Here is an 18,872-nt window from a genome sequence, read left to right on the forward strand (position 1 = left end):
ACCGGCGCTTTCGGTTAAAGGTTATAACCAATTAATACAGTGTAAATTCCACCCGGCGGTTCTGTTGCCGTCCTTCGGCGGTTGCATTCGTGGCAATGGGTTGGTTCGGTCCGTATCCGGTCGCCTCAATGCGCGACGGGTTGGCCCCCTTGCTTACGAGGTAGGCTTTCACTGCTTCGGCACGACTCTTAGACAGCCGCAGATTCGTTTGCAATGATCCGGTGTTGTCGGTGTGTCCGGCCAGTTTGAGACTAAAGTTCTTTTCGATCAGCAGTGCAGCAACTTTATTAAGGCTGGCGTGTGAAGTGGCGCGTATGGTAGACTTGCCGGTATCGAATTCCAGGTTCTGGATGGCTTCGTCGACCACACGGCGATCCGCTTCCGTTACAACCACCTGTTGTACCACGGGGGCTTTCGCTTCCGGCAGTGGACAGCCGGCGCCGTCAACCTTGGTTTTTTCCGGTGTATCCGGACATTTGTCAAATTTATTGGCTACGCCGTCGCCATCATCATCGGCAAGGTCGCTGGACAGTTGCGCAAACTCCGCACTGAGTTTCTTGTTCTCCGCCTGCTGGGCTTCCAGGGCAGATTTTACCGCGGCCAGCTCATCATACTGGGCCTGGTATTCCCGACGCATGCCGGCCACCGGGTTGCTGTTGGCCAATGACGGCTTGGTTTTGTCGCCGATGGCAAACTCTACGCCGATATGGGTGTAGGAAAACAGGTCTTTCTGTCCACGTCTGCTAAGGCCGTCGACAACCGGTGAATTCACGGCGTTGAGCCGGTATCCGAGGTCGATGTTAATGTCAGGGGACACGGCAAATTTCAAGCCTGCGCCGACCGGAATAAACGCCTCTGTACGGGTTTCCTGTGTGGTGTTAGTGCCGCCGATGGTGGCGGTTGGCTCGAACGCCATGGCACCGATACCGGCATTCAGGTAGGGTTTGATAATGCCCTGATGATGCCGCCAGTTGATGTTGGCCAGGGTAACATGGGCAGAAAGTGCCGCCGACCAGGGAATGGAAGTTTCGAACGTGTTGCTGTTGTTACTGTTGCTGCCTGCTACTTTGCCTCCGAAATATTCGGCCTGGATACCCAGTCCCGGCAGCACTTGGCGCTTCACGTATATTGCGTAGCCCAGGTTGTGCTCCAGCTTGTTGAAATTTCGGCGGAAGCCGATCAGGTTTGACTGATTAACCAGTCCCAGATTTACACCGATGGACCATGTGCGGTATTCCGACTCGGGTGCAAAGGGGCTGACTTCGTTTACGGTTTGCGCACTCAGGTGCGTGGTGGCCAGTGTGCTCGCGACGGCAAGCAATCCGGCTGTTTTCAGGTTAATACGCATGTTGATAGGATAGAAGTTTAATATTTCATTTGTTGTTTTTACGCGGGGCTGCGCAATTAGCGAGCCAATTAATTTTAATAATCAGTTTAATTTATAGCTAAGGGCAGTAAGTATAAGTAAGCCAATGCGATTAGGATTGCACTTCCAAAACTGAGCAATGTGCCGATGAGTACATATTCCGTGAGTTTCCGGTCTTTACCCTGCCGGAGATCGCCAAACCGGAAAATGGATTTGGCTGCCAGCAGAAAGCCAACGGCCTCCCAATGGTGGGTAATAATGAAGACAAAAACAAAGAGCCGTTCCAGTATGCCGATGAACCGGCCCGCTTTGACTAATGATGCTTCCGGCATTTCACGTGTTTCGGGACTCCATTGGGCAATAAGCATCCGGATCACGACGGCAGGGACGAAGACAGCCAGGGCCAGGGCGGTAACGAACAGCAGAACGGGACCGGTAATCAAGCCGGAAAAAGAAAGTAAAAACGGCTCGTATGCGTATGCAACTACGGCCAACAGCGTTACATGCAGGAATTGATCAATGGAAAAATACCAGATGGCATGCCGGTCTTTTTCCATGTATAGCTTGGCGAGGTCAAATAGGTAATGGGAGGCAATGATGATGAGGAACCCCCATAAATAACGCCGGTCGAAACCAAGTACAATAGCCAATGCAATGGCGTGGATAAGCAGGTGGGCATATAGTTTTGTTGACCGGTATTTGTGCCGCCGTTTGTCGGCCACCCATTGGTCGGGCTGAAAACAGAAGTCGCCGATAATGTGGGCCAGCAATAGCTTGAGAAAAAGGATCATTTTTTTGCCTTTTGTTGGATTAGCTCCCTGAAATACCTGTCCAGATTCATAATTTCTTCATGTCCCGCACGCTGCTGCCGCTCGCTTACCCGCCCCTGGCTGATCCCGATGAGCCGGGCCAGCTCCTGTTGCGTTTTCTGGGGATGCCGGATGGAGAGAGCCATGATTTCAGCCGAGTTGACAGTCCACCGGTCCATGGTCAACAGGGCCAGTTCCAGGCAGAGGTTCATCACGCGGTCTACCTCTTTCCAGGGTGATTTAATGGCCAGCGTGGTTTTTTTCAAGTGGTCAAACAACCGTCCTGAATTTGTGAATGCCTCCCCTCCGGCTTCGCTGATGGTTGGCGCACTGTACGCTTTGGCACCGATACCGATCGCCATCCGTACGTCGAGACCGGCAAGGCTTTTCATTGTGGCTTTAATGCACAGTGCCTCGCTGAGTACATTTTCGGCTGGAGTTATTTCCAGCTGGAAACTGTCGCCCCGGATAATTTCCCAGGTCTGCGGCGAAGGACCGATCCGGCGGAGCGTTTCCTTCAATACAGGTAGCCATACACCTGGGTCGGCCTGCTGGGAATTGATCATGTCTCCTACAATAACTCCAATCATAGTAACCGAATAGTTACCCAAAAATAAGTCATGTCTGGAAATAAAGCAAATTTATCTGCCTTAAAGCAGATATTTATTTTTATCTGTTTATAAGCAGATATTTAAAGTTATCTGCTTTAAGGCAGATAATTAACCGCAGTGTTTGTTGCACAAACAGGCTATTTTCGTTAATTTTGTCAAAAAAAATTCAATAGCATTAGTGTTTCAATGACCAGTAAAGAAATCCGCGAAGCCTTTTTGGCTTTTTTCCAGGATAAGGGCCATCAGATTGTGCCTTCCGCGCCTGTAGTAATCAAAAATGACCCTACCCTGATGTTCACCAATGCGGGGATGAATCAGTTCAAGGATTTCTTTTTGGGCGAGGCGCAGCCCCGGTATCACCGGGTGGCCGATACCCAGCGCTGCCTGCGTGTGTCGGGCAAGCATAACGACCTGGATGAGGTCGGGATCGATACCTATCACCACACCTTGTTTGAAATGCTGGGCAACTGGAGTTTCGGCGACTATTTCAAGAAAGAGGCGATTGCATGGAGCTGGGAGCTGATTACATCCGTATATGGCATCCCGAAAGACCGCCTATATGTCACCATTTTTGAAGGTGATGCCCAGGATGGACTACCCAAAGACACGGAGGCCCAGGATTTCTGGAAAGAAGTTATGGCCGAAGATCGTATCCTGCTGGGCAATAAAAAGGATAATTTTTGGGAAATGGGCGATACCGGACCGTGCGGGCCGTGTTCGGAGATCCACGTAGACTGCCGCCCCGACACCGAAAGGCAGGCTGTAGACGGTAAAACACTGGTAAATGCAGACCATCCCCAGGTCATCGAGATCTGGAACCTGGTATTCATGCAGTTTAACCGCCAGAAAGACGGAACATTGAAACCGCTGCCGGCCAAACATGTGGATACTGGTATGGGCTTTGAACGTTTGGTACGGGTCATCCAGGGCAAGCGTTCCAACTACGATACCGACGTATTCCAGCCGCTGATCGGCTATATTGCCGAACGGGCGGGAATAACATATGGGAGTAACGAACAGACCGATATTGCTATGCGGGTCCTGGCCGATCACATCCGTGCCATCAGCTTCGCTATCGCCGACGGCCAGTTGCCGGCAAATAACAAGGCCGGTTATGTGATCCGCCGTATTTTGCGGCGTGCAGTGCGGTACGCCTATACGTTTCTGGGCTTTAAGGAACCTTTTTTGCATGAATTGGTGCCTTTGCTGGCCCAGCAGTTTGAAGGTGTTTTCGACGAACTGGCTGCCCAGCAGAATTTCGTGCAAAAGGTGGTGCTGGAAGAGGAACAGGCATTCCTGCGTACGCTGGTAACGGGCATGCAGCGATTTGAGGCATATGCAGCCGGAAATACATCCGTTGCCGGTGATTTCGCGTTTGAACTATACGATACATTTGGCTTCCCTATTGACCTGACCGACCTATTGGCGCGCGAAAAGGGCATAAAGGTGGACATGATTGGCTTTCAGCAAGCGCTTGATGCACAGAAAAACCGTTCACGGGCGGCTACGGCCATTGATACGGGCGACTGGTTAACGATACATGAAGGCGATACCGTGGATTTTGTCGGATACGACGAACTGGAATGCCGGACAGAAATCCTCAAATACCGGCAGGTAACTGCCAAGGGGAAAACGCAATACCAAGTGGTATTGGCCACCACACCATTTTATGCTGAGGGCGGCGGACAGGTTGGGGATACGGGCATATTGGTCGCCGACGATAGTGGGGAAACGATAACCATTACGGATACAAAAAAGGAAAACGGACTGACCGTTCATTATACCGATGAATTACCGGCCCAGCCGGGTGGGATATTCACAGCCAAGGTGGACGCTGCCAGACGCCTGGATACCGAACGCAATCACTCGGCAACACACCTGCTGCATGCTGCGCTGCGCGATGTGCTGGGCGATCATGTGAGCCAGAAGGGGTCGTTGGTCAACGCCGAGTACCTGCGGTTTGATTTTGCACATTTTGCAAAGGTAACGGCCGATGAATTGTTGCGGATCGAACAGATCGTCAACGCCAGCATCCGCCGGAATATTTCACTGCAGGAAAAGCGGAATGTGCCGTTCCAGCAGGCGATTGACAGCGGTGTTACGGCCTTGTTTGGTGAAAAATACGGTGAGTATGTGCGAGTAATTACGTTTGACGACCATTTTTCTAAAGAACTTTGCGGTGGCACACACGTGCAGGCTACGGGGCAGATCGGCTTTTTCAAAGTGACTGCGGAAAGTGCGGTGGCTGCGGGCGTACGCCGTATCGAGGCCATTACCGGCCGTGGTGCCGAACGATTTATTTATGAACAGCTGGACACGATCGGCCAGCTGCGGGAATCGCTGAACAATCCTAAGGATGTTGTCCAGGCACTCAGTAAACTGCGGGAGGAGAATGTGGCACTGCGGAAAGAGGCGGAGCGTGCCGCTACGGACCGGGCACTGCAGCTCACGGCCGAATTGGCCGGCAAAGCTGAAAATATCGACGGGGTTCATTTTATTGCCCAGCAAGTGGAACTTCCGAACGCCGAAACAGTAAAAACCCTGGCCTATGCACTGAAAGGAAAACTCAATAACCTGTTCCTGGTGCTGGGAACTGTCATTCAGGATAAACCCCTGCTTACCGTGGTGGTGTCGGAAGACTTGGTGGAGAGTCGTGGCCTCCATGCCGGAAACATTGTGCGGGAACTGGCACGTGAAATCCAGGGTGGGGGTGGCGGACAGCCTTTTTACGCCACTGCAGGAGGCAAAAACAGCGGCGGACTGGCCAATGCGCTGGCCCGGGCGCGTGCATTTGTAACACAGGTCGACGTTAATTAATAATATATCATGGGAAAATATACAATTATTGCGGTTCTGGCAATACTGGTTCTGGCGGGATGCTCCAATGACGGCGGCTTCGTGATCAATGGCCGGATCGATAATACGGAAACGGTCCAGACGGTTGTGCTCTACGAGGGCGACCGAAAGCTGGATTCGGCTTTTTTGACAGAGAATGGGCAATTCCGGTTTCAGCGGGCAACATCCCAACCCCGGTTGCTGACGCTGGAGGCCGGTAAGCACCGCTATCACCTGATCCTGCAGCCTGGCGATGACGTGGCCTTTGAGGCTGACCTCGCAAATGCCAGCGATGTCTATACCGTATCCGGATCGGAGCTGTCAACTAAAATCAAGGGGTTTGCCGCCTCCCGTGCGGAAAAGGAAAAATTTGCAGCGGACCTCGAAGCGGAATTTGCCGAACAGGCGACTAATTTGCCGGACACAGCGGTAGAAAACCTGCGACAGGAATTCCTGCTGCGGTATCGGGAGGGGATGCAGAAATATACAGGTGATGCAGTACAGTTTGCGCAGCAAAATGATGATCTGGCGGGATTCTACGCCATGAGTACCCTTGATGCGGATATTGCAGAAACGGAACTGGTGGCTTATGCCGACCGTATTGCCGGACGCTGGGACGATAACGCGACCGTAAGGCGGTTTCTAGACGAAACGGCCAAACTAAAGCGACTTGCAGTGGGCCAACCGGCACCTGCATTTGAATCGCTGACACCCAATAATCAGCCAGTAAAGCTTTCCGATTTTCAGGGTAAATATACGTTAATTGATTTCTGGGCATCGTGGTGTGTTCCCTGCCGGGAGGAAAATCCCAATATCGTGGCGCAATACCATGCGTATAAAGACAAGGGGTTCACTGTGCTGGGCGTATCGCTTGATGACAATCCGGGAGCCTGGATGCGGGCCATTACACAGGACGGCCTGGAATGGACACAGGTGTCCGACCTGCGGGCCTGGGGAAGCGACGTGGTGGAATTATACCGCCTGCAGGCCATTCCTACCTCCTATCTGATCGACCCGAATGGTGTCATTGTGGCAAAAAACCTACGTGGACCGGAACTGGCCGCCTTTTTGAAAAAAACGTTGGATTAGTGCATCCTTTACATTAATAAATCGTGTTGTTTAACGATTTATTAATGTTACATTAACGGTTACTTACCATTAAGTACATACTTTAGCCAAAAATTAAGGACCATGAGCACTGCAAAACAAAAGATCCTGGTGGTTGATGACGAACCGGATATCGTGGAGCTGATCGCCTATAATCTGAAGCGTGAAGGCTACCAAGTATATACGGCATCCAATGGACAGGAGGCGGTATCTACAGCTAAAAAGACCATGCCCGACCTGATCATCCTGGATGTCATGATGCCCAAGATGGATGGTATTGAAGCCTGCCGCATCATGCGCGCCATGCCGGAGTTCAAAAGCACGTTTATGGTGTTTCTTACGGCTCGGAGTGAAGAGTATTCGGAAATCGCCGGCTTCAATGTCGGTGCCGACGATTACATTGCCAAGCCCATTAAACCCCGGGCATTGCTGAGCCGGATTAACGCCATCCTGCGCCGGAATGCCCAGCCTGAGGAACTCCCGGCTGAAAAACTGGAGATCGCTGACCTGGTGATCGATCGTGAGGCATTTCTGGTATTTAAGAACGGCAACAAGATCGTGCTGGCAAAAAAGGAGTTTGAACTGCTGTATTTGCTTGCATCTAAACCGGGGAAAGTGTATACCCGTGAAGTGATCCTGAAAAATATCTGGGAAGACTCAGTGGTGGTTACTAACCGTACCATCGATGTACACATCCGGAAATTGCGTGAAAAAATCGGCGAATCGTATGTGACCACCGTGAAGGGTGTGGGCTATAAGTTTGAGGCGTAGATTTCCATAGGTTTTTTCCCGGGAGAACGCTAATTTTACGACAGGTTATGTCGGAGATATTTCGTTTCAAACGGTTTGAAATAGACCAGACGGGTTGCGCGATGAAAATCAATACCGATGGGGTATTACTGGGGGCTATGGCCTCCGCCGATAACCCCGCTAATATGCTGGATATCGGTACCGGAACCGGGGTAATTGCCCTCATGCTCGCCCAGCGCTTTCCGGATACCCGGATTACGGCCATCGAGATTGACCCCGGGACTGCACAAACTGCATGCAAAAACTTTAATGCTTCAGTCTTTGCAAACCGTATTTCCTGTTTCGGCGTTGCTCTCGAAGCGTTTGAGCCTACCACACCGTACGATCTGATCGTTTCCAATCCACCTTATTTTTTACAGTCGCTGGCCAATCCCGATGAACGTAAACGCACGGCCAGACACACGGACATTGTTTTTTTTGATGGAATGCTGGCCAGGGCCTCCGCATGGTTAACCCCCACTGGCAGCCTGCAGCTGGTGCTGCCGCCGGCCGTGGCCGGTCAAGTGGCGCAGCGGGCCGCAACGGAATACGGTCTCCTGATCCAATGGGAGATAGCTGTTTATTCGTTTACCGATGACGACAGCCCGGTACGTAAAATACTGGCGTTGGGTAGGGAAGGGGAAACGGGTATCCGGAGCGATTTTGTGATCTACGAGCATCGTGGCCGGCACAGCGAAGCGTACCGGCAGCTGCTTCGCGATTTTTTTATTATATTTTAGCGTTTTACCTGAATTACCACAACCAAACGATTAAAATGACTCGGATCGGCCTGTTATCGGATACCCATAATTACCTTGATGATACCCTATTGGAACATTTCGAAGCATGTGATGAAATATGGCATGCCGGCGATTTTGGAAGCCTGGCCGTGGCAGATACACTCGCGGCGATGAAACCGCTCCGGGGGGTATATGGAAACATCGATGGCCCGGATATCCGCCGGCAGTATCCCGAACACCTGCGCTTTCGCTGTGAGGAAGTGGAGGTATGGATGACCCATATCGGGGGATACCCCGGCCGGTACAGTCCCCAGGTCAAAAAGGAGATCAATCAGCACCCGCCAGCGCTCTTTATATGTGGCCACTCTCATATCCTGAAGGTAATGTATGACCAGAAATTACAGCTGCTGCACCTTAATCCCGGTGCCGCAGGTAAACAGGGTTGGCACCAGGTAAGGACGCTTTTACGATTTAGCATTAATGGAAAGCGTATTGAACAGCTGGAGGTGGTGGAACTGGCTGGCAGATAAAAAAGTATTTTACACTAAGTGCCCTGTTTTTTGATTTTTTGGTCGTAATTTTGCTTTGTTTTTAGCGAATCCAAATACACTAACTAAACAGCTTTTTATGACGAAGGTCACGACATTGGGACAGTTCATTATTGAAAAACAGGCCGACTTTCCATATGCAAAGGGTGAGTTATCGCGGTTACTGCGCGACGTCGGCATCGCCGCGAAGATTGTGAACCGTGAGGTGAATAAAGCCGGGCTGGTCAACATTCTGGGCGATACCGGTACTACAAATGTGCAGGGAGAGGGACAGAAAAAGCTGGACGTGTATGCGGATGAGCAATTCATATCGGCGCTGAGCAGTGGCGGGGAATGCTGCGTGGTGGCTTCCGAAGAACACGACGAATGCGTTTCGATCAAATCGGAAATATCCAGGAATGCGAAATACATCGTTTGCATTGATCCACTGGACGGTTCGTCAAATACGGATGTAAACGTATCGGTGGGTACGATATTCTCCATCTATCGCCGTACGGCCGCCGACGGCCCGGTGCAGCTCGAAGAGATTTTACAGGAAGGTACCAAACAGGTTGCCGCCGGATATGTCATATATGGCTCATCCACTATGTTGGTGTATACCACTGGAAAGGGTGTGAACGGCTTTACGCTGGACCCCTCTATCGGTGAGTTCTGTCTTTCGCACCCGAATATGCGGATTCCTAAAAACGGAACTATCTATTCCATTAACGAAGGTAATTACGTCAAATTCCCACAGGGCGTAAAAGATTATATAAAATATTGCCAGGTAGAAGATAAGGCTACTTCCAGACCGTTTACATCCCGGTATATAGGTTCCATGGCGGCCGATATACACCGTACATTGATCAAGGGTGGCATTTTCCTCTATCCAACCACATCTTCACATCCCGACGGTAAACTGCGGCTGATGTATGAATGTAATCCAATGGCATTTATTGTGGAGCAGGCAGGAGGGAAGGCAACGGACGGTAGCGGCCGGATCCTTGAGATCCATCCGGAGCACCTGCATCAGCGTACACCCATTTTCATTGGCAGCACGGAGATGGTGGATAAGGTGGAGGAATTTTTTCAGGCAGTGGATGTTGCGGTACCCATACCGGTAACGGCGGCAGGCTAAAGACTATCGCGTACTTCCAGCAGGAAAACCTTTAACCGCTCCAGCGAATCAATAACACGCTGATGCTCGCGGGCTTCACCTTTATTGTTCCGCAGGTAATCGCGGGCGCCCTGAAGGGTATATCCCTTGTCTTTGACCAGATTGAAAATGATTTTCAGGTTAGCAATATCGTCCGGTGTGAACAGGCGGTTCCCTTTCTTGTTTTTCTTAGGCTGAATAATGTCAAATTCGCGTTCGTAGAACCGTATCTGTGACGCGTTTACGCCAAAGAGGGCAGTTACCTCACCCATGGTGTAGTACAGCTTGTTAATTTCACGTTCCTTGTAAGGCATCTTTCACCTGATTTGATTAAACAAACTTAGCTAAATTTCTTTTATTTTCCCGATTCCCGTTTGCCTAATCAAACGATTGGTTCTCCTGGGAGGCCGCTTCCAGTATGGCGGCGTATTCAGCCGGTGTAAGGTCGTTGTAAATGAAATTGATCGGATTGACCGCCCGCCCGTTTTTGTGTACTTCGTAGTGCAGGTGCGGTCCGGTTGATGCCCCGGTATTACCCACATATCCGATTAAGTCGCCCCGCCGCACCTCCTGACCCGCCTTTACGGCTAAACGGCTCATGTGACCATATAGGGTCGTATAACTATACCCATGATCGATAAGTACCCGCCGGCCATACCCGCTGTCCACACCCGCTGCTGCCACGCGGCCGTTGCCCGTAGCGTAGATCGGTGTGCCCACAGGTGCGGTAAAATCGATACCGGCATGCATTTTCCGGATTTTGTAGATGGGGTGTATCCGGCGGCCGAAACCCGAGAGCCCTCCGCGCGTTTTCCGGCTGTCTATTGGTTGTATTGCCGGTATGCTGGCCATCATTTCCGTTTTCGACTCGGCCATCTTCGTAAGATCATCATATGATTTTGACTGAACGTAAAGGGCCTTGGAAATGTAATCCAGTTTCTTGGCCGTCTCGACCATCAGGTCGGAATTGTCGAAATGCTCCAGCAGCTGATAACGGTTTACACCCCCAAATCCTGCTTTACGCACATCGGGATCGATCGGGTCGGCTTCAAAAATCACGCGGTAAATATGATCGTCGCGCTGTTGCATATTAACCAGCGCCCCATCCATTTGCTCCAGACGTTTTTGCATAATGTCGTATTGCAGGGTCATCTGGCTGATTTCGCGTTCCAGCTGCTTTTCTTTTGGTGAATCAATAAAGGTAAATCCTACATACAGCAGAAAAAGCGCACATGCAAATGAGCTGGTGAGAAATCCGACCACACGCAGGAGCCGTGTTTTGGTACTGGTCTTTACTTTCTCATACTTTAAGGTATGGGAGTTGTAATGATACTTCGTTTTTGCCATCCGCTTTTTATTTAGTTTCGTTGGATAGACGGAGCCCGGCCAAAGATAACTATTTAGCGGTAGCAGAAGTGTGAAAAAATGTTAAAACCTAACAGGCTATTTTCAGGGCTTAACCAGCTGGAGGAATAATGCGATTTTTTCCTTTAACTGCCGGCGGTCCACAATGAAATCGAGAAACCCGTGCTCCAGCAGGAATTCGGATGTCTGGAAACCTTTGGGAAGGTCCTTTTTGATGGTTTCCTTAATTACGCGGGGCCCTGCGAACCCGATGAGCGCACCCGGCTCAGCGATATTAATATCACCCAGCATCGCATATGAAGCGGTGACACCGCCGGTAGTGGGGTCAGTCAGCAGGCAGATGTAAGGTAGCTTGGCTTCACTGAGGAGCGCCAGCTTCGCAGAAGTCTTTGCCATTTGCATCAGCGAAAAGGCAGCTTCCATCATCCGTGCGCCGCCCGATTTGGAGATCAGCATAAACGGCATGCGATGTTCCAGACAATAATCGATGGAGCGGGCAATTTTCTCGCCTACTACCGAACCCATGGAGCCTCCGATAAACGTAAAATCCATGCAGGCCAATACCAAATCCTGTCCGGCTACTTTCCCGTGAGCGCAACGAATGGCATCGTTCAGCCCTGTCTTCGCATAGCTTTCCTCCAAACGGTCTGTATATTTTTTGGTATCCACGAAGTGAAGCGGGTCTCCGGAACGGAGTCCGGCAAATAGCTCTGTGAACTGGTTGTCATCAAAAAGAATGGAAAAGTACGCCGCTGAACCAATGCGCAGATGGTAGCCACAATAATGGCAAACATACTTGTTTTCTATCTGCTCGATATTCAGTAACGGCTTTTTACACGATGGACACTTGTTCCATAGGCCATCAGGCGCTTCCTTTTTATTTTCGGTAGCCGTGCTTATCCCGGCCTTATCACGTCTAAACCAGCTCATGCAAATCGTTTTATCGGAGTGCAAATAAACGAAAAAATATTAGGAAACGGCAAAAGGTGAGCTAAAAATGAATGACCCTCCGTGATGATCTGAAAATGAAAATGCGGTTTTTATTACGCAACATGCAGATATAGGGGACGGTAGGATGGGTTATCGGCGGACAATCACCGGTATGGCACGTAACAAAAAAAGGGTAAGCTACTTTTATCGCACCGCTACAACCCATTACCCTTGCTGTGTTCCCACCCTGGGGGAGTTATGAGGAGCTGGTCGTAAAAGACTTACCCACCGCAAAAGTAGTAAAAATAGGGTTACTGACCTAATAAAATTGTTTGTTTGCAGCAACTGATTGGTTGTCAGTGTGATGATAATAGCCGGTAACTATTGCCCGGTAATGCACAGATCACCCCTTTCATTTCCAGTTCGAGCAGCACCATGGCCAATTTGCTTTGCGGCCACATAAGCCTTGAAGCAAGTTCCTCAATACGGGCCTGCCCCAGCTGGTTAATTACATCATGCAAGGCCTGTTCGGTGTCGGAAAGGGAGAAAGGGAGCACTGCTTGTTGTAATGTCTGCCGCAACGGTCCGGCTGGGGTCCAGTTCATCAGGTTTACCAGGTCCTTTCCATTGCTGATCAGGTGTGCCCTATTGGTTTTGATCAGGTAGTTGCATCCGGCGGAAAATTCCTGCCGGATACTGCCCGGAAAGGCACATACGTCGCGATGGTAGCCATTTGCAAGTTCCGCAGTGATGAGTGCCCCGCCGCGACTTGCCGCCTCCACGACCACGGTTACATCGGCCAGTCCGGCGATAATGCGGTTGCGCATCGGAAAATGCTGTTTGTCAGGCCGGGTACCCGAGGGAAATTCGGTAAGCAATCCACCGCTATCCAGCATCTTTGCGGCGAGTTCCCGGTTACTCGCGGGATAAACGCGGTCGAGACCATGTCCCATAACACCTACCGTAGGAATCCCGTGTGCTACGGCGTTGCGGTGCGCATAGCTGTCTATCCCATAGGCCAGCCCACTGACTACCACCACATCGTAGGGAACGAGCTCCCGGATCAGTTCGGTACAGATGAATTTTCCATATTCCGTCGCATTGCGCGCACCCACGACGCTGATGATACGGGGATTGTTTAACTTAGTGGCTCCCTTATAATAAAGAAGCAAAGGCGCATCAAAACAGTCTTTAAGGCGTTTGGGGTAATCCGCCGATTCATAAAAGAGCACTTGTATCCCATGCTGTTCAATGAAGCGGAGCTCGGCCTCCGCAGCGGCCAATACGGCTGATCCGTGGATGGATGCCGATAACTGGGCCCCGATGCCCGGAATAGATTTCAGTTGCGCACCGGAAGCCGAAAATACGGCCTCAGCGCTTCCAAAATAAGAAAGCAGGCTGCGGGCCAGTACCGGGCCAACCCCTTTGATTTTTGTCAATGCAATCGGGTATAATAGGTTCATGTTGATGTGCTAAATATAGCAAAACGAACGGATTTAGCCAAAACACCGTGCCGTTTATTTGCCATAGCGAAGTGCCGGAGGAGGCATCTCCGGAACGGCAATACGTCATTTGGCGTTTAAACCGGTACAAAAGGCACATTATCCAGCGGTTTTTATATTTTTACAACTGCTAATGAATGAATCATCACTGCGCATAAAGGGAATCCGGCTCGTCGGACAGCTTATGATACTGCTGTTTCTGATGCCGTGGACCGCGTCCGGCAGGGAAAGCAGCGGCCAGTTTCCGGATGTGAAAAGTCAAACCACTCAGCAGCGTTCCGCCGTACAGGTCGATTCCCTGCTGAAGATGGCAAAAACTTATCGACTCCGGGGCAACTATGCCCGGAACCGGCAACTCATCCAAGAAGCAAAAGTTATCGCCGATCAACAGGGCAGCAGCGCGCAGCAGGCCGAGGTGTTTGGCGAACTCAGTCGGCTGAATCTATATGATAATGCGTTTTCGGAAGCCAAGGCGTATGCGGATTCCGCAATGCTGGTTGCCCGTGCATCAGCGGATAAGCAGGCATTCATTATGGCCGATGTAGCATTGGCTACTTATTATAATTATTTGAGCATAAGGGATCTGGCTGTAGACCATGCGCAGCATGCGCTGTCGCTGCTGGGAACAGATACACCTGCATTTAAACCACGTATTTATTATATTTTATATGGGGTATACTCCAGCTGGGATGATGTGGAACTGACCAATAAGTATGCCCAGCTTACCGTAATGGAGGCATTAAACGTAGGGGACCGCGACTTGCTCGGCAATGGATATACGGCACAGTCTGTGGGAATGGAATTGCGCTATCAGCAAACGGAAAACCGGGCATATTTAGACAGCATGCTTATCTACCTACATCGGGCTGCTGATCTGTTTTCCGCGTATCCCGATCAGGTAAGTAACCAAACCTATGCGATCGCGAACCTGAATATTGCAAACTACTATTATCAATACCATTCCATTAAGGAAAAAGCAATACAGGACAGCGTGATTAAATACGCTTCTTTAGCAGGCAAAGCAGTTGAACAGCTGGATTTTAATTTTCAGATCCGTGGCAATGTGAACGGACTGATGGCTGAACTGGCCCTCCAGGCCGGTAATTTCAGCGGGGCAGAACGTTACCTGCTGGATGCCTACGAGCAAGTCAGTAATGCAGAGAACCCGCCCCTTTACTCCCTCCTGCAACTGACCAACGGGCTGAGCAAGCTCTATGAACGGATGGGACGGTACGACGAGGCGCTGCGCTACGCCAAACTCAAGGAAACGTATAACAGCAGGATCTTTGATCAGAACCAGGTCATCCAGGCACAGCAGCTGGAAGCGAAGTACGAGAATAAGGCAATTCTCGCAGAAATGGAAGTGGTGAAAGAACGGGAGCAAAACCGAAAAGTCCAGAATTTACTTTTTTTGGGAATTGCCCTGCTGGCATTGGTATCGCTGGTGCTGTTGTATTATTCATTCCGCAATAAAACAAAGCTGTATGCCGAGCATCGGCTGCGATTGCAAAAGGAAAAGGAAGAGGCGGTAGCCATGGCCAATATGAAGGAACAGGAGAAACGTTTCCTCCTGGTCGAAAAGGCAGAGGCCGAACGTAATGCGCGGATGCAGCTCCGCCTTAAACAGGAAGAGGAAGCGCGCCTGAAGGCTGAGCAAGAACTGCTGCAGATGCAAAAAGAGCAGCTGCACCGTGAAGCACTGGCAGACGCACTGCAGATTGATCGCAAAAACCAGCTGCTGCGGGAGCTTAAAGACCGCTTCGATCAGTTGGACGCTACTGATAATCCCGGAACGATGGACAAGATTTTGCGGGATGAACTACGAAATGAAGAAATATTGGATAAATCCACGAAGGAGTTTAGGGACATCCACCCCACGTTTTTTCTGAAGCTGAAAGCGTTATCTACCGCTAAATTGACCGAGCTGGATTTAAAATACTGTGCTTATATCCACCTGAAACTCTCCACCAAGGAAATTTCATCCGTGTTAAATGTGGAGCCCAAAAGCGTACGTATGAGCAAATACCGCATTAAACAAAAGCTCAGTCTTTCGAAAGAGGACGATCTGGATCTGGTATTGCAGGAACTTGTGGATGCGCCCCCGCGTTCCTGATTGCTGCGGGGGCGCATAGTTGAATTTGGTATCCGAGTGGCCCTTGGTGCGATAGTCTATCCGATGAGGACGGTATTAAAACTCAACGTCGTCGGCAATATTTCCGCCTAAGTCCCTGGCGAACTTTTCGCTGTATTCCTTCTGTTTCTTATCCTGGTGGTCAATCATCTGCATCATAACGCCCATGTTGCTCATCCATTTTACACCTGCGGAATTTAACTGGCTGACGTTGAAACCGTAAGTATCCAGAAGCCATTGTGCGCCATCCATGCCGTTGTCGTAAGCCGCCTGCAATGCGCCCTGCAATTCAAAGAAGAAGTATTTGTCGTCTGTCACTTTCTGCAGGTTAGCATTGGCCTCTTCAGCGGGTATGTCGGACGTGGCCGGCTGGTCGGACACCAGGCTGCCCAGTTTTTCATGTGTTTTCGCCTCGCCGTAATATTTCGTGTACACGTTGATCACATTGAATGAACCGTCTTCTTTCATGCGGCTTTCCCATAATGTCCGGGCTTCATCCCACATGGGACGTTCCACGCCCAATGCCGCCGCGATTTGATCGGCAGAAACCCCTTCACCTATTTTCAGCATTCCGGCCGCGTAATCGGCAATGCTGACGCCATGTATCGGCTGCAGCAGCGGGTCATTGGGATCTTCTTTGGCAGTGTTCATGGTAGTCATCCCCACGGACGCTGCACCGGCATCAAAATGATGCTGGACAACCTGCCCGGCCATTGCATTTTTGATCTGGTCGACAAAAGAACCAGCCTGCTCGCCCGCTTCGTTCTTTTGATTTATCAGGTTGTCCGTCAGATTTTTAAACATTTTCTTAAACATGGCAATAAGTTTTAAAAGTTAATATTAAATGTCCTGTAGGTATTCAAACCGTTGGTAATCCGTTATGAGCCGCTGGTAGAATTTTTCATGCTCCGCTTCCATGCCGGGCTGGATTCGACCCATTTCATCAAATACCGCCCGCAGGTAGCGGGTGTAGCTGTCCAGCGCAGCTTTCGCCCCCTTTGCTTCGCGCTCGGCCCGGTATGCTTCCCGGAGACCGTGGTGGCGGAGTTCCGCAAGATCACGGCAAATGAGCTCCAGTAAGCGTGTTTTTGTGCCCGGGTGAAATGTGTTCTGTGTTTTACAGTGTGCACATTCCACATACGTGGAAATGTAGTATAATGCATTGATTTCCAGTTTTCCGCCACATTGCTGACAATGGAAGCGCTCTTTCACCCGGTTGTAATCGTCCATGATTTCGCGGTACTCTTTTTCCAGATCGCGGAGCTGGATGCCATCAAATGCCGTCGTCAGTTGTTGCAGTACGTTGCTATGCCACCGGGAGAATAACAGGGAAGCTTCTGTCTGTTCGAAGAGCCCTGCTTTAGGCAGTACCTCGGTTTGATAGATATGGTCCGCTTTTCGCAGCAGGGACTGGAACTGTCCGATAACGCCGGCCTTGAATTGATGAAAGCCGCGCTTATAGGGGTCGGTATCCTCATCGGCTACCGCCTGGGCATTTTCCTGCGTTTCGCGGTATAATTCGTCCGCCTTCGCAGTTAACTTATCCAGGAATACCCGGAGCCGGTTTACCACACCGGAAGGGGGAGTATCGGTTGAGCGATTACTGTTTTTGTTACTGAAAAGAGCCATCATTATTGTTGTTGGAGTTGTTATGATGTTTAATATGGATGCCATCGGTCATGCGGTGTTCCGTAAATGCATGACCGCAATAGGCACAGTGCGTTAAACCGTCTGGTTTTGCCCTTCCGGCGCCGCAATTGAGGCAAGTTACCGTTTGAGTATGGGCGTGCTCCGCCGTCAGGGGTGTCCGTGCCTGTTCCCTAGCCTGACGCCTGAGACGCGCAATCAACGACGGTGTCTTTTTGTTTTCCATGTGTGGGGGTTAAAGTGCCTCAATCAGTGCTGCCTTTTTTTCTTTGTATTCGGCCTCGTCAATGAGGTGCTGTTCAAAAAGCGCCTTCAATGCCTTCAGCCGTGAAGCAATGGTCTCGATGTCCTGCGGGACCGGACCGGTAGCCGGCGCTGCTGCCGCTGCCGGTTGCTGCGATGCCTGGTTCATTTGATTGAACAGCATGCCCATAGCCACCCCTTGCTGTGCGCCACCCTGTACGGGATGGTGTTCGCTGCTGGTGGCAATCGCCGTGTTGAATTTTTGAAAACGATCCGGATCACTGACCATATTCATGCCTGTTACCTTGTCGTAATAGCGGCTCACCTCATCGGGCAGGCTCGTGCCGGAGACGGTAAATTGCGTGATTTCCACACCGAGGTCATCAAAATAAGGTTGTATCAGCGGTTGAATGCGGCTGTTCAGCGCAGATAAATTGCCGGCGACGTCCAGTACGGAAATGTTTGAAAGCGCCAGTGCCTCACCGAATCTGGGTGCAATAAAATTGCGTAGCTGCTGCTCAAATTCAGCACTGGTAAGCTCGGGAAATGTGCCTGCATATTCGGTGAAAAACCTGGAAAAATCGCGGATACGGACATTGTAGGTCCCAAATGCCCGTACGCGTACCTGTCCAAACTGTGGGTCGCGCATCATAACCGGTGACGGTGTTCCCCAACGAAGGTTGACAAACTGCTTAACCGAAAAGAAATAAACATCGGCCTTAAAAGGACTTTCAAAGCCGTATTTCCATCCTTTTAGCCGAGACAGCACTGGAATATTCTGTGTGTTCAACGTGTGCGTCCCGGCCTGGAAAACATCCGCTATTTTTCCCTCGTTCAGCAGCATAGCCACCTGGCTTTCCCGGACGATAAGCTTAGCGCCGTTTTTTATTTCCTTGTCCCCGTCGGGAATTTTCCACATCATCAGATCAGGCCGGTGTTCGACCCATTCAATAATTTCCAGGTAGGGTAATACGGATGTTGGCTTGCTCATGGTCATGTGAGTTACGTGGTACTAAGTAGGGGATAGCTGGTGTCATGGCGACGGCTATACCGCTTTCCAAAGGTACGCGCAGCACCGGCCAACGACCAAATACCGGCCGTATACGGAGTGACT

18 protein-coding genes and 1 other RNA gene are annotated in these 18,872 nt (G+C 50.6%); 7 read left to right on the forward strand and 12 right to left on the reverse strand.

Going from position 1 to position 18,872, the window contains the following annotated elements; all coding sequences use genetic code 11:
• Positions 1 to 31 precede the first annotated feature (31 nt).
• The 3 genes from NEV57_RS08755 to NEV57_RS08765 all read right to left on the reverse strand — a co-directional run bounded on the left by NEV57_RS08755 (position 32) and on the right by NEV57_RS08765 (position 2,765).
• Positions 32 to 1,348, reverse strand: coding sequence for an OmpA family protein (locus NEV57_RS08755; RefSeq protein ID WP_257657936.1), 1,317 nt, complete (start codon positions 1,346 to 1,348; stop codon positions 32 to 34).
• Between the two features lie 86 nt (positions 1,349 to 1,434).
• A complete protein-coding gene (locus tag NEV57_RS08760) occupies positions 1,435 to 2,157 on the reverse strand; it encodes a DUF3307 domain-containing protein (protein WP_257657937.1) in 723 nt (240 codons plus the stop codon).
• Positions 2,154 to 2,765: a SatD family protein gene (locus NEV57_RS08765; protein ID WP_257657938.1), complete on the reverse strand. Its 612-nt coding sequence runs from the start codon at positions 2,763 to 2,765 to the stop codon at positions 2,154 to 2,156. Before NEV57_RS08765 ends, NEV57_RS08760 begins: the two co-directional genes overlap by 4 nt.
• 207 nt (positions 2,766 to 2,972) lie before the next feature.
• On the opposite strand from NEV57_RS08765, the gene alaS reads away from it, so the two are divergent.
• The 6 genes from alaS (at position 2,973) to fbp (ending at position 9,922) form a co-directional block, all read left to right on the forward strand.
• Positions 2,973 to 5,603, forward strand: coding sequence for an alanine--tRNA ligase (alaS, locus tag NEV57_RS08770; protein ID WP_257657939.1), 2,631 nt, complete (start codon positions 2,973 to 2,975; stop codon positions 5,601 to 5,603).
• Positions 5,604 to 5,612: 9 nt separating this feature from the next.
• The gene (locus NEV57_RS08775; RefSeq protein ID WP_257657940.1) at positions 5,613 to 6,710 is read left to right on the forward strand and encodes a TlpA disulfide reductase family protein; all 1,098 of its coding nucleotides are present in this window, start codon (positions 5,613 to 5,615) and stop codon (positions 6,708 to 6,710) included.
• Between the two features lie 102 nt (positions 6,711 to 6,812).
• Positions 6,813 to 7,499, forward strand: coding sequence for a response regulator transcription factor (locus tag NEV57_RS08780; RefSeq protein WP_257657941.1), 687 nt, complete (start codon positions 6,813 to 6,815; stop codon positions 7,497 to 7,499).
• 47 nt (positions 7,500 to 7,546) lie between these two features.
• Positions 7,547 to 8,257 carry a tRNA1(Val) (adenine(37)-N6)-methyltransferase gene (locus NEV57_RS08785; RefSeq protein ID WP_257657942.1) on the forward strand — a complete coding sequence of 237 codons (711 nt, stop codon included), beginning with the start codon at positions 7,547 to 7,549 and terminating at the stop codon, positions 8,255 to 8,257.
• 35 nt (positions 8,258 to 8,292) lie between these two features.
• Positions 8,293 to 8,787, forward strand: coding sequence for a metallophosphoesterase family protein (locus tag NEV57_RS08790; RefSeq protein ID WP_257657943.1), 495 nt, complete (start codon positions 8,293 to 8,295; stop codon positions 8,785 to 8,787).
• Positions 8,788 to 8,884: 97 nt separating this feature from the next.
• Positions 8,885 to 9,922 (forward strand): class 1 fructose-bisphosphatase, encoded by a 1,038-nt coding sequence (gene fbp / locus NEV57_RS08795; RefSeq protein WP_257657944.1) that lies wholly within the window; start codon positions 8,885 to 8,887, stop codon positions 9,920 to 9,922.
• On the opposite strand, the gene NEV57_RS08800 is transcribed toward fbp, so the two are convergent.
• From NEV57_RS08800 to dprA, 5 genes are all read right to left on the reverse strand, one after another.
• The gene (locus tag NEV57_RS08800) at positions 9,919 to 10,254 is read right to left on the reverse strand and encodes a MerR family transcriptional regulator (RefSeq protein ID WP_257657945.1); all 336 of its coding nucleotides are present in this window, start codon (positions 10,252 to 10,254) and stop codon (positions 9,919 to 9,921) included. The two genes, fbp and NEV57_RS08800, sit on opposite strands and share 4 nt — an antisense overlap.
• Positions 10,255 to 10,318: 64 nt before the next feature.
• Complete coding sequence (locus NEV57_RS08805) at positions 10,319 to 11,287, reverse strand: peptidoglycan DD-metalloendopeptidase family protein (RefSeq protein WP_257657946.1); 969 nt, start codon at positions 11,285 to 11,287, stop codon at positions 10,319 to 10,321.
• A gap of 102 nt (positions 11,288 to 11,389) precedes the next feature.
• Positions 11,390 to 12,235 (reverse strand): acetyl-CoA carboxylase, carboxyltransferase subunit beta, encoded by an 846-nt coding sequence (accD, locus tag NEV57_RS08810; RefSeq protein WP_257657947.1) that lies wholly within the window; start codon positions 12,233 to 12,235, stop codon positions 11,390 to 11,392.
• Between the two features lie 188 nt (positions 12,236 to 12,423).
• Positions 12,424 to 12,522: signal recognition particle sRNA small type (gene ffs, locus NEV57_RS08815), an RNA gene on the reverse strand.
• Positions 12,523 to 12,591: 69 nt separating this feature from the next.
• Entirely contained in the window at positions 12,592 to 13,698 is a 1,107-nt protein-coding gene (gene dprA / locus NEV57_RS08820; protein ID WP_257657948.1) for a DNA-processing protein DprA, read from the reverse strand.
• 172 nt (positions 13,699 to 13,870) lie between these two features.
• Here dprA and NEV57_RS08825 point away from each other — a divergent pair, with 172 nt between their 5' ends.
• On the forward strand, positions 13,871 to 15,850 hold the full coding sequence (locus NEV57_RS08825; protein WP_257657949.1) for a tetratricopeptide repeat protein: 1,980 nt from the start codon (positions 13,871 to 13,873) through the stop codon (positions 15,848 to 15,850).
• Positions 15,851 to 15,925: 75 nt separating this feature from the next.
• Here the strand turns inward: NEV57_RS08825 and NEV57_RS08830 are convergent, their stop codons facing one another.
• Genes NEV57_RS08830 through NEV57_RS08845 form a run of 4 tightly spaced genes read right to left on the reverse strand, consistent with a single transcriptional unit; the run spans position 15,926 to position 18,749 of the window.
• On the reverse strand, positions 15,926 to 16,684 hold the full coding sequence (locus tag NEV57_RS08830; protein ID WP_257657950.1) for a DUF6620 family protein: 759 nt from the start codon (positions 16,682 to 16,684) through the stop codon (positions 15,926 to 15,928).
• Positions 16,685 to 16,708: 24 nt separating this feature from the next.
• Entirely contained in the window at positions 16,709 to 17,500 is a 792-nt protein-coding gene (locus NEV57_RS08835; protein WP_257657951.1) for a hypothetical protein, read from the reverse strand.
• Entirely contained in the window at positions 17,481 to 17,741 is a 261-nt protein-coding gene (locus NEV57_RS08840; RefSeq protein ID WP_257657952.1) for a hypothetical protein, read from the reverse strand. Before NEV57_RS08840 ends, NEV57_RS08835 begins: the two co-directional genes overlap by 20 nt.
• Positions 17,742 to 17,750: 9 nt before the next feature.
• Positions 17,751 to 18,749 (reverse strand): SPFH domain-containing protein, encoded by a 999-nt coding sequence (locus NEV57_RS08845; RefSeq protein ID WP_257657953.1) that lies wholly within the window; start codon positions 18,747 to 18,749, stop codon positions 17,751 to 17,753.
• Positions 18,750 to 18,872: the final 123 nt, after the last annotated feature.

The organism is Parapedobacter lycopersici (assembly GCF_024643285.1).
Taxonomy (GTDB): domain Bacteria; phylum Bacteroidota; class Bacteroidia; order Sphingobacteriales; family Sphingobacteriaceae; genus Parapedobacter; species Parapedobacter lycopersici.

Coding starts and splice junctions, on each gene's coding strand:
- NEV57_RS08755 (WP_257657936.1), bottom strand. CDS start 1,348: ATGCGTATTAACCTGAAAACAGCCGGATTGCTTGCCGTCGCGAGCACA.
- NEV57_RS08760 (WP_257657937.1), bottom strand. CDS start 2,157: ATGATCCTTTTTCTCAAGCTATTGCTGGCCCACATTATCGGCGACTTC.
- NEV57_RS08765 (WP_257657938.1), bottom strand. CDS start 2,765: ATGATTGGAGTTATTGTAGGAGACATGATCAATTCCCAGCAGGCCGAC.
- alaS (WP_257657939.1), top strand. CDS start 2,973: ATGACCAGTAAAGAAATCCGCGAAGCCTTTTTGGCTTTTTTCCAGGAT.
- NEV57_RS08775 (WP_257657940.1), top strand. CDS start 5,613: ATGGGAAAATATACAATTATTGCGGTTCTGGCAATACTGGTTCTGGCG.
- NEV57_RS08780 (WP_257657941.1), top strand. CDS start 6,813: ATGAGCACTGCAAAACAAAAGATCCTGGTGGTTGATGACGAACCGGAT.
- NEV57_RS08785 (WP_257657942.1), top strand. CDS start 7,547: ATGTCGGAGATATTTCGTTTCAAACGGTTTGAAATAGACCAGACGGGT.
- NEV57_RS08790 (WP_257657943.1), top strand. CDS start 8,293: ATGACTCGGATCGGCCTGTTATCGGATACCCATAATTACCTTGATGAT.
- fbp (WP_257657944.1), top strand. CDS start 8,885: ATGACGAAGGTCACGACATTGGGACAGTTCATTATTGAAAAACAGGCC.
- NEV57_RS08800 (WP_257657945.1), bottom strand. CDS start 10,254: ATGCCTTACAAGGAACGTGAAATTAACAAGCTGTACTACACCATGGGT.
- NEV57_RS08805 (WP_257657946.1), bottom strand. CDS start 11,287: ATGGCAAAAACGAAGTATCATTACAACTCCCATACCTTAAAGTATGAG.
- accD (WP_257657947.1), bottom strand. CDS start 12,235: ATGAGCTGGTTTAGACGTGATAAGGCCGGGATAAGCACGGCTACCGAA.
- dprA (WP_257657948.1), bottom strand. CDS start 13,698: ATGAACCTATTATACCCGATTGCATTGACAAAAATCAAAGGGGTTGGC.
- NEV57_RS08825 (WP_257657949.1), top strand. CDS start 13,871: ATGAATGAATCATCACTGCGCATAAAGGGAATCCGGCTCGTCGGACAG.
- NEV57_RS08830 (WP_257657950.1), bottom strand. CDS start 16,684: ATGTTTAAGAAAATGTTTAAAAATCTGACGGACAACCTGATAAATCAA.
- NEV57_RS08835 (WP_257657951.1), bottom strand. CDS start 17,500: ATGATGGCTCTTTTCAGTAACAAAAACAGTAATCGCTCAACCGATACT.
- NEV57_RS08840 (WP_257657952.1), bottom strand. CDS start 17,741: ATGGAAAACAAAAAGACACCGTCGTTGATTGCGCGTCTCAGGCGTCAG.
- NEV57_RS08845 (WP_257657953.1), bottom strand. CDS start 18,749: ATGAGCAAGCCAACATCCGTATTACCCTACCTGGAAATTATTGAATGG.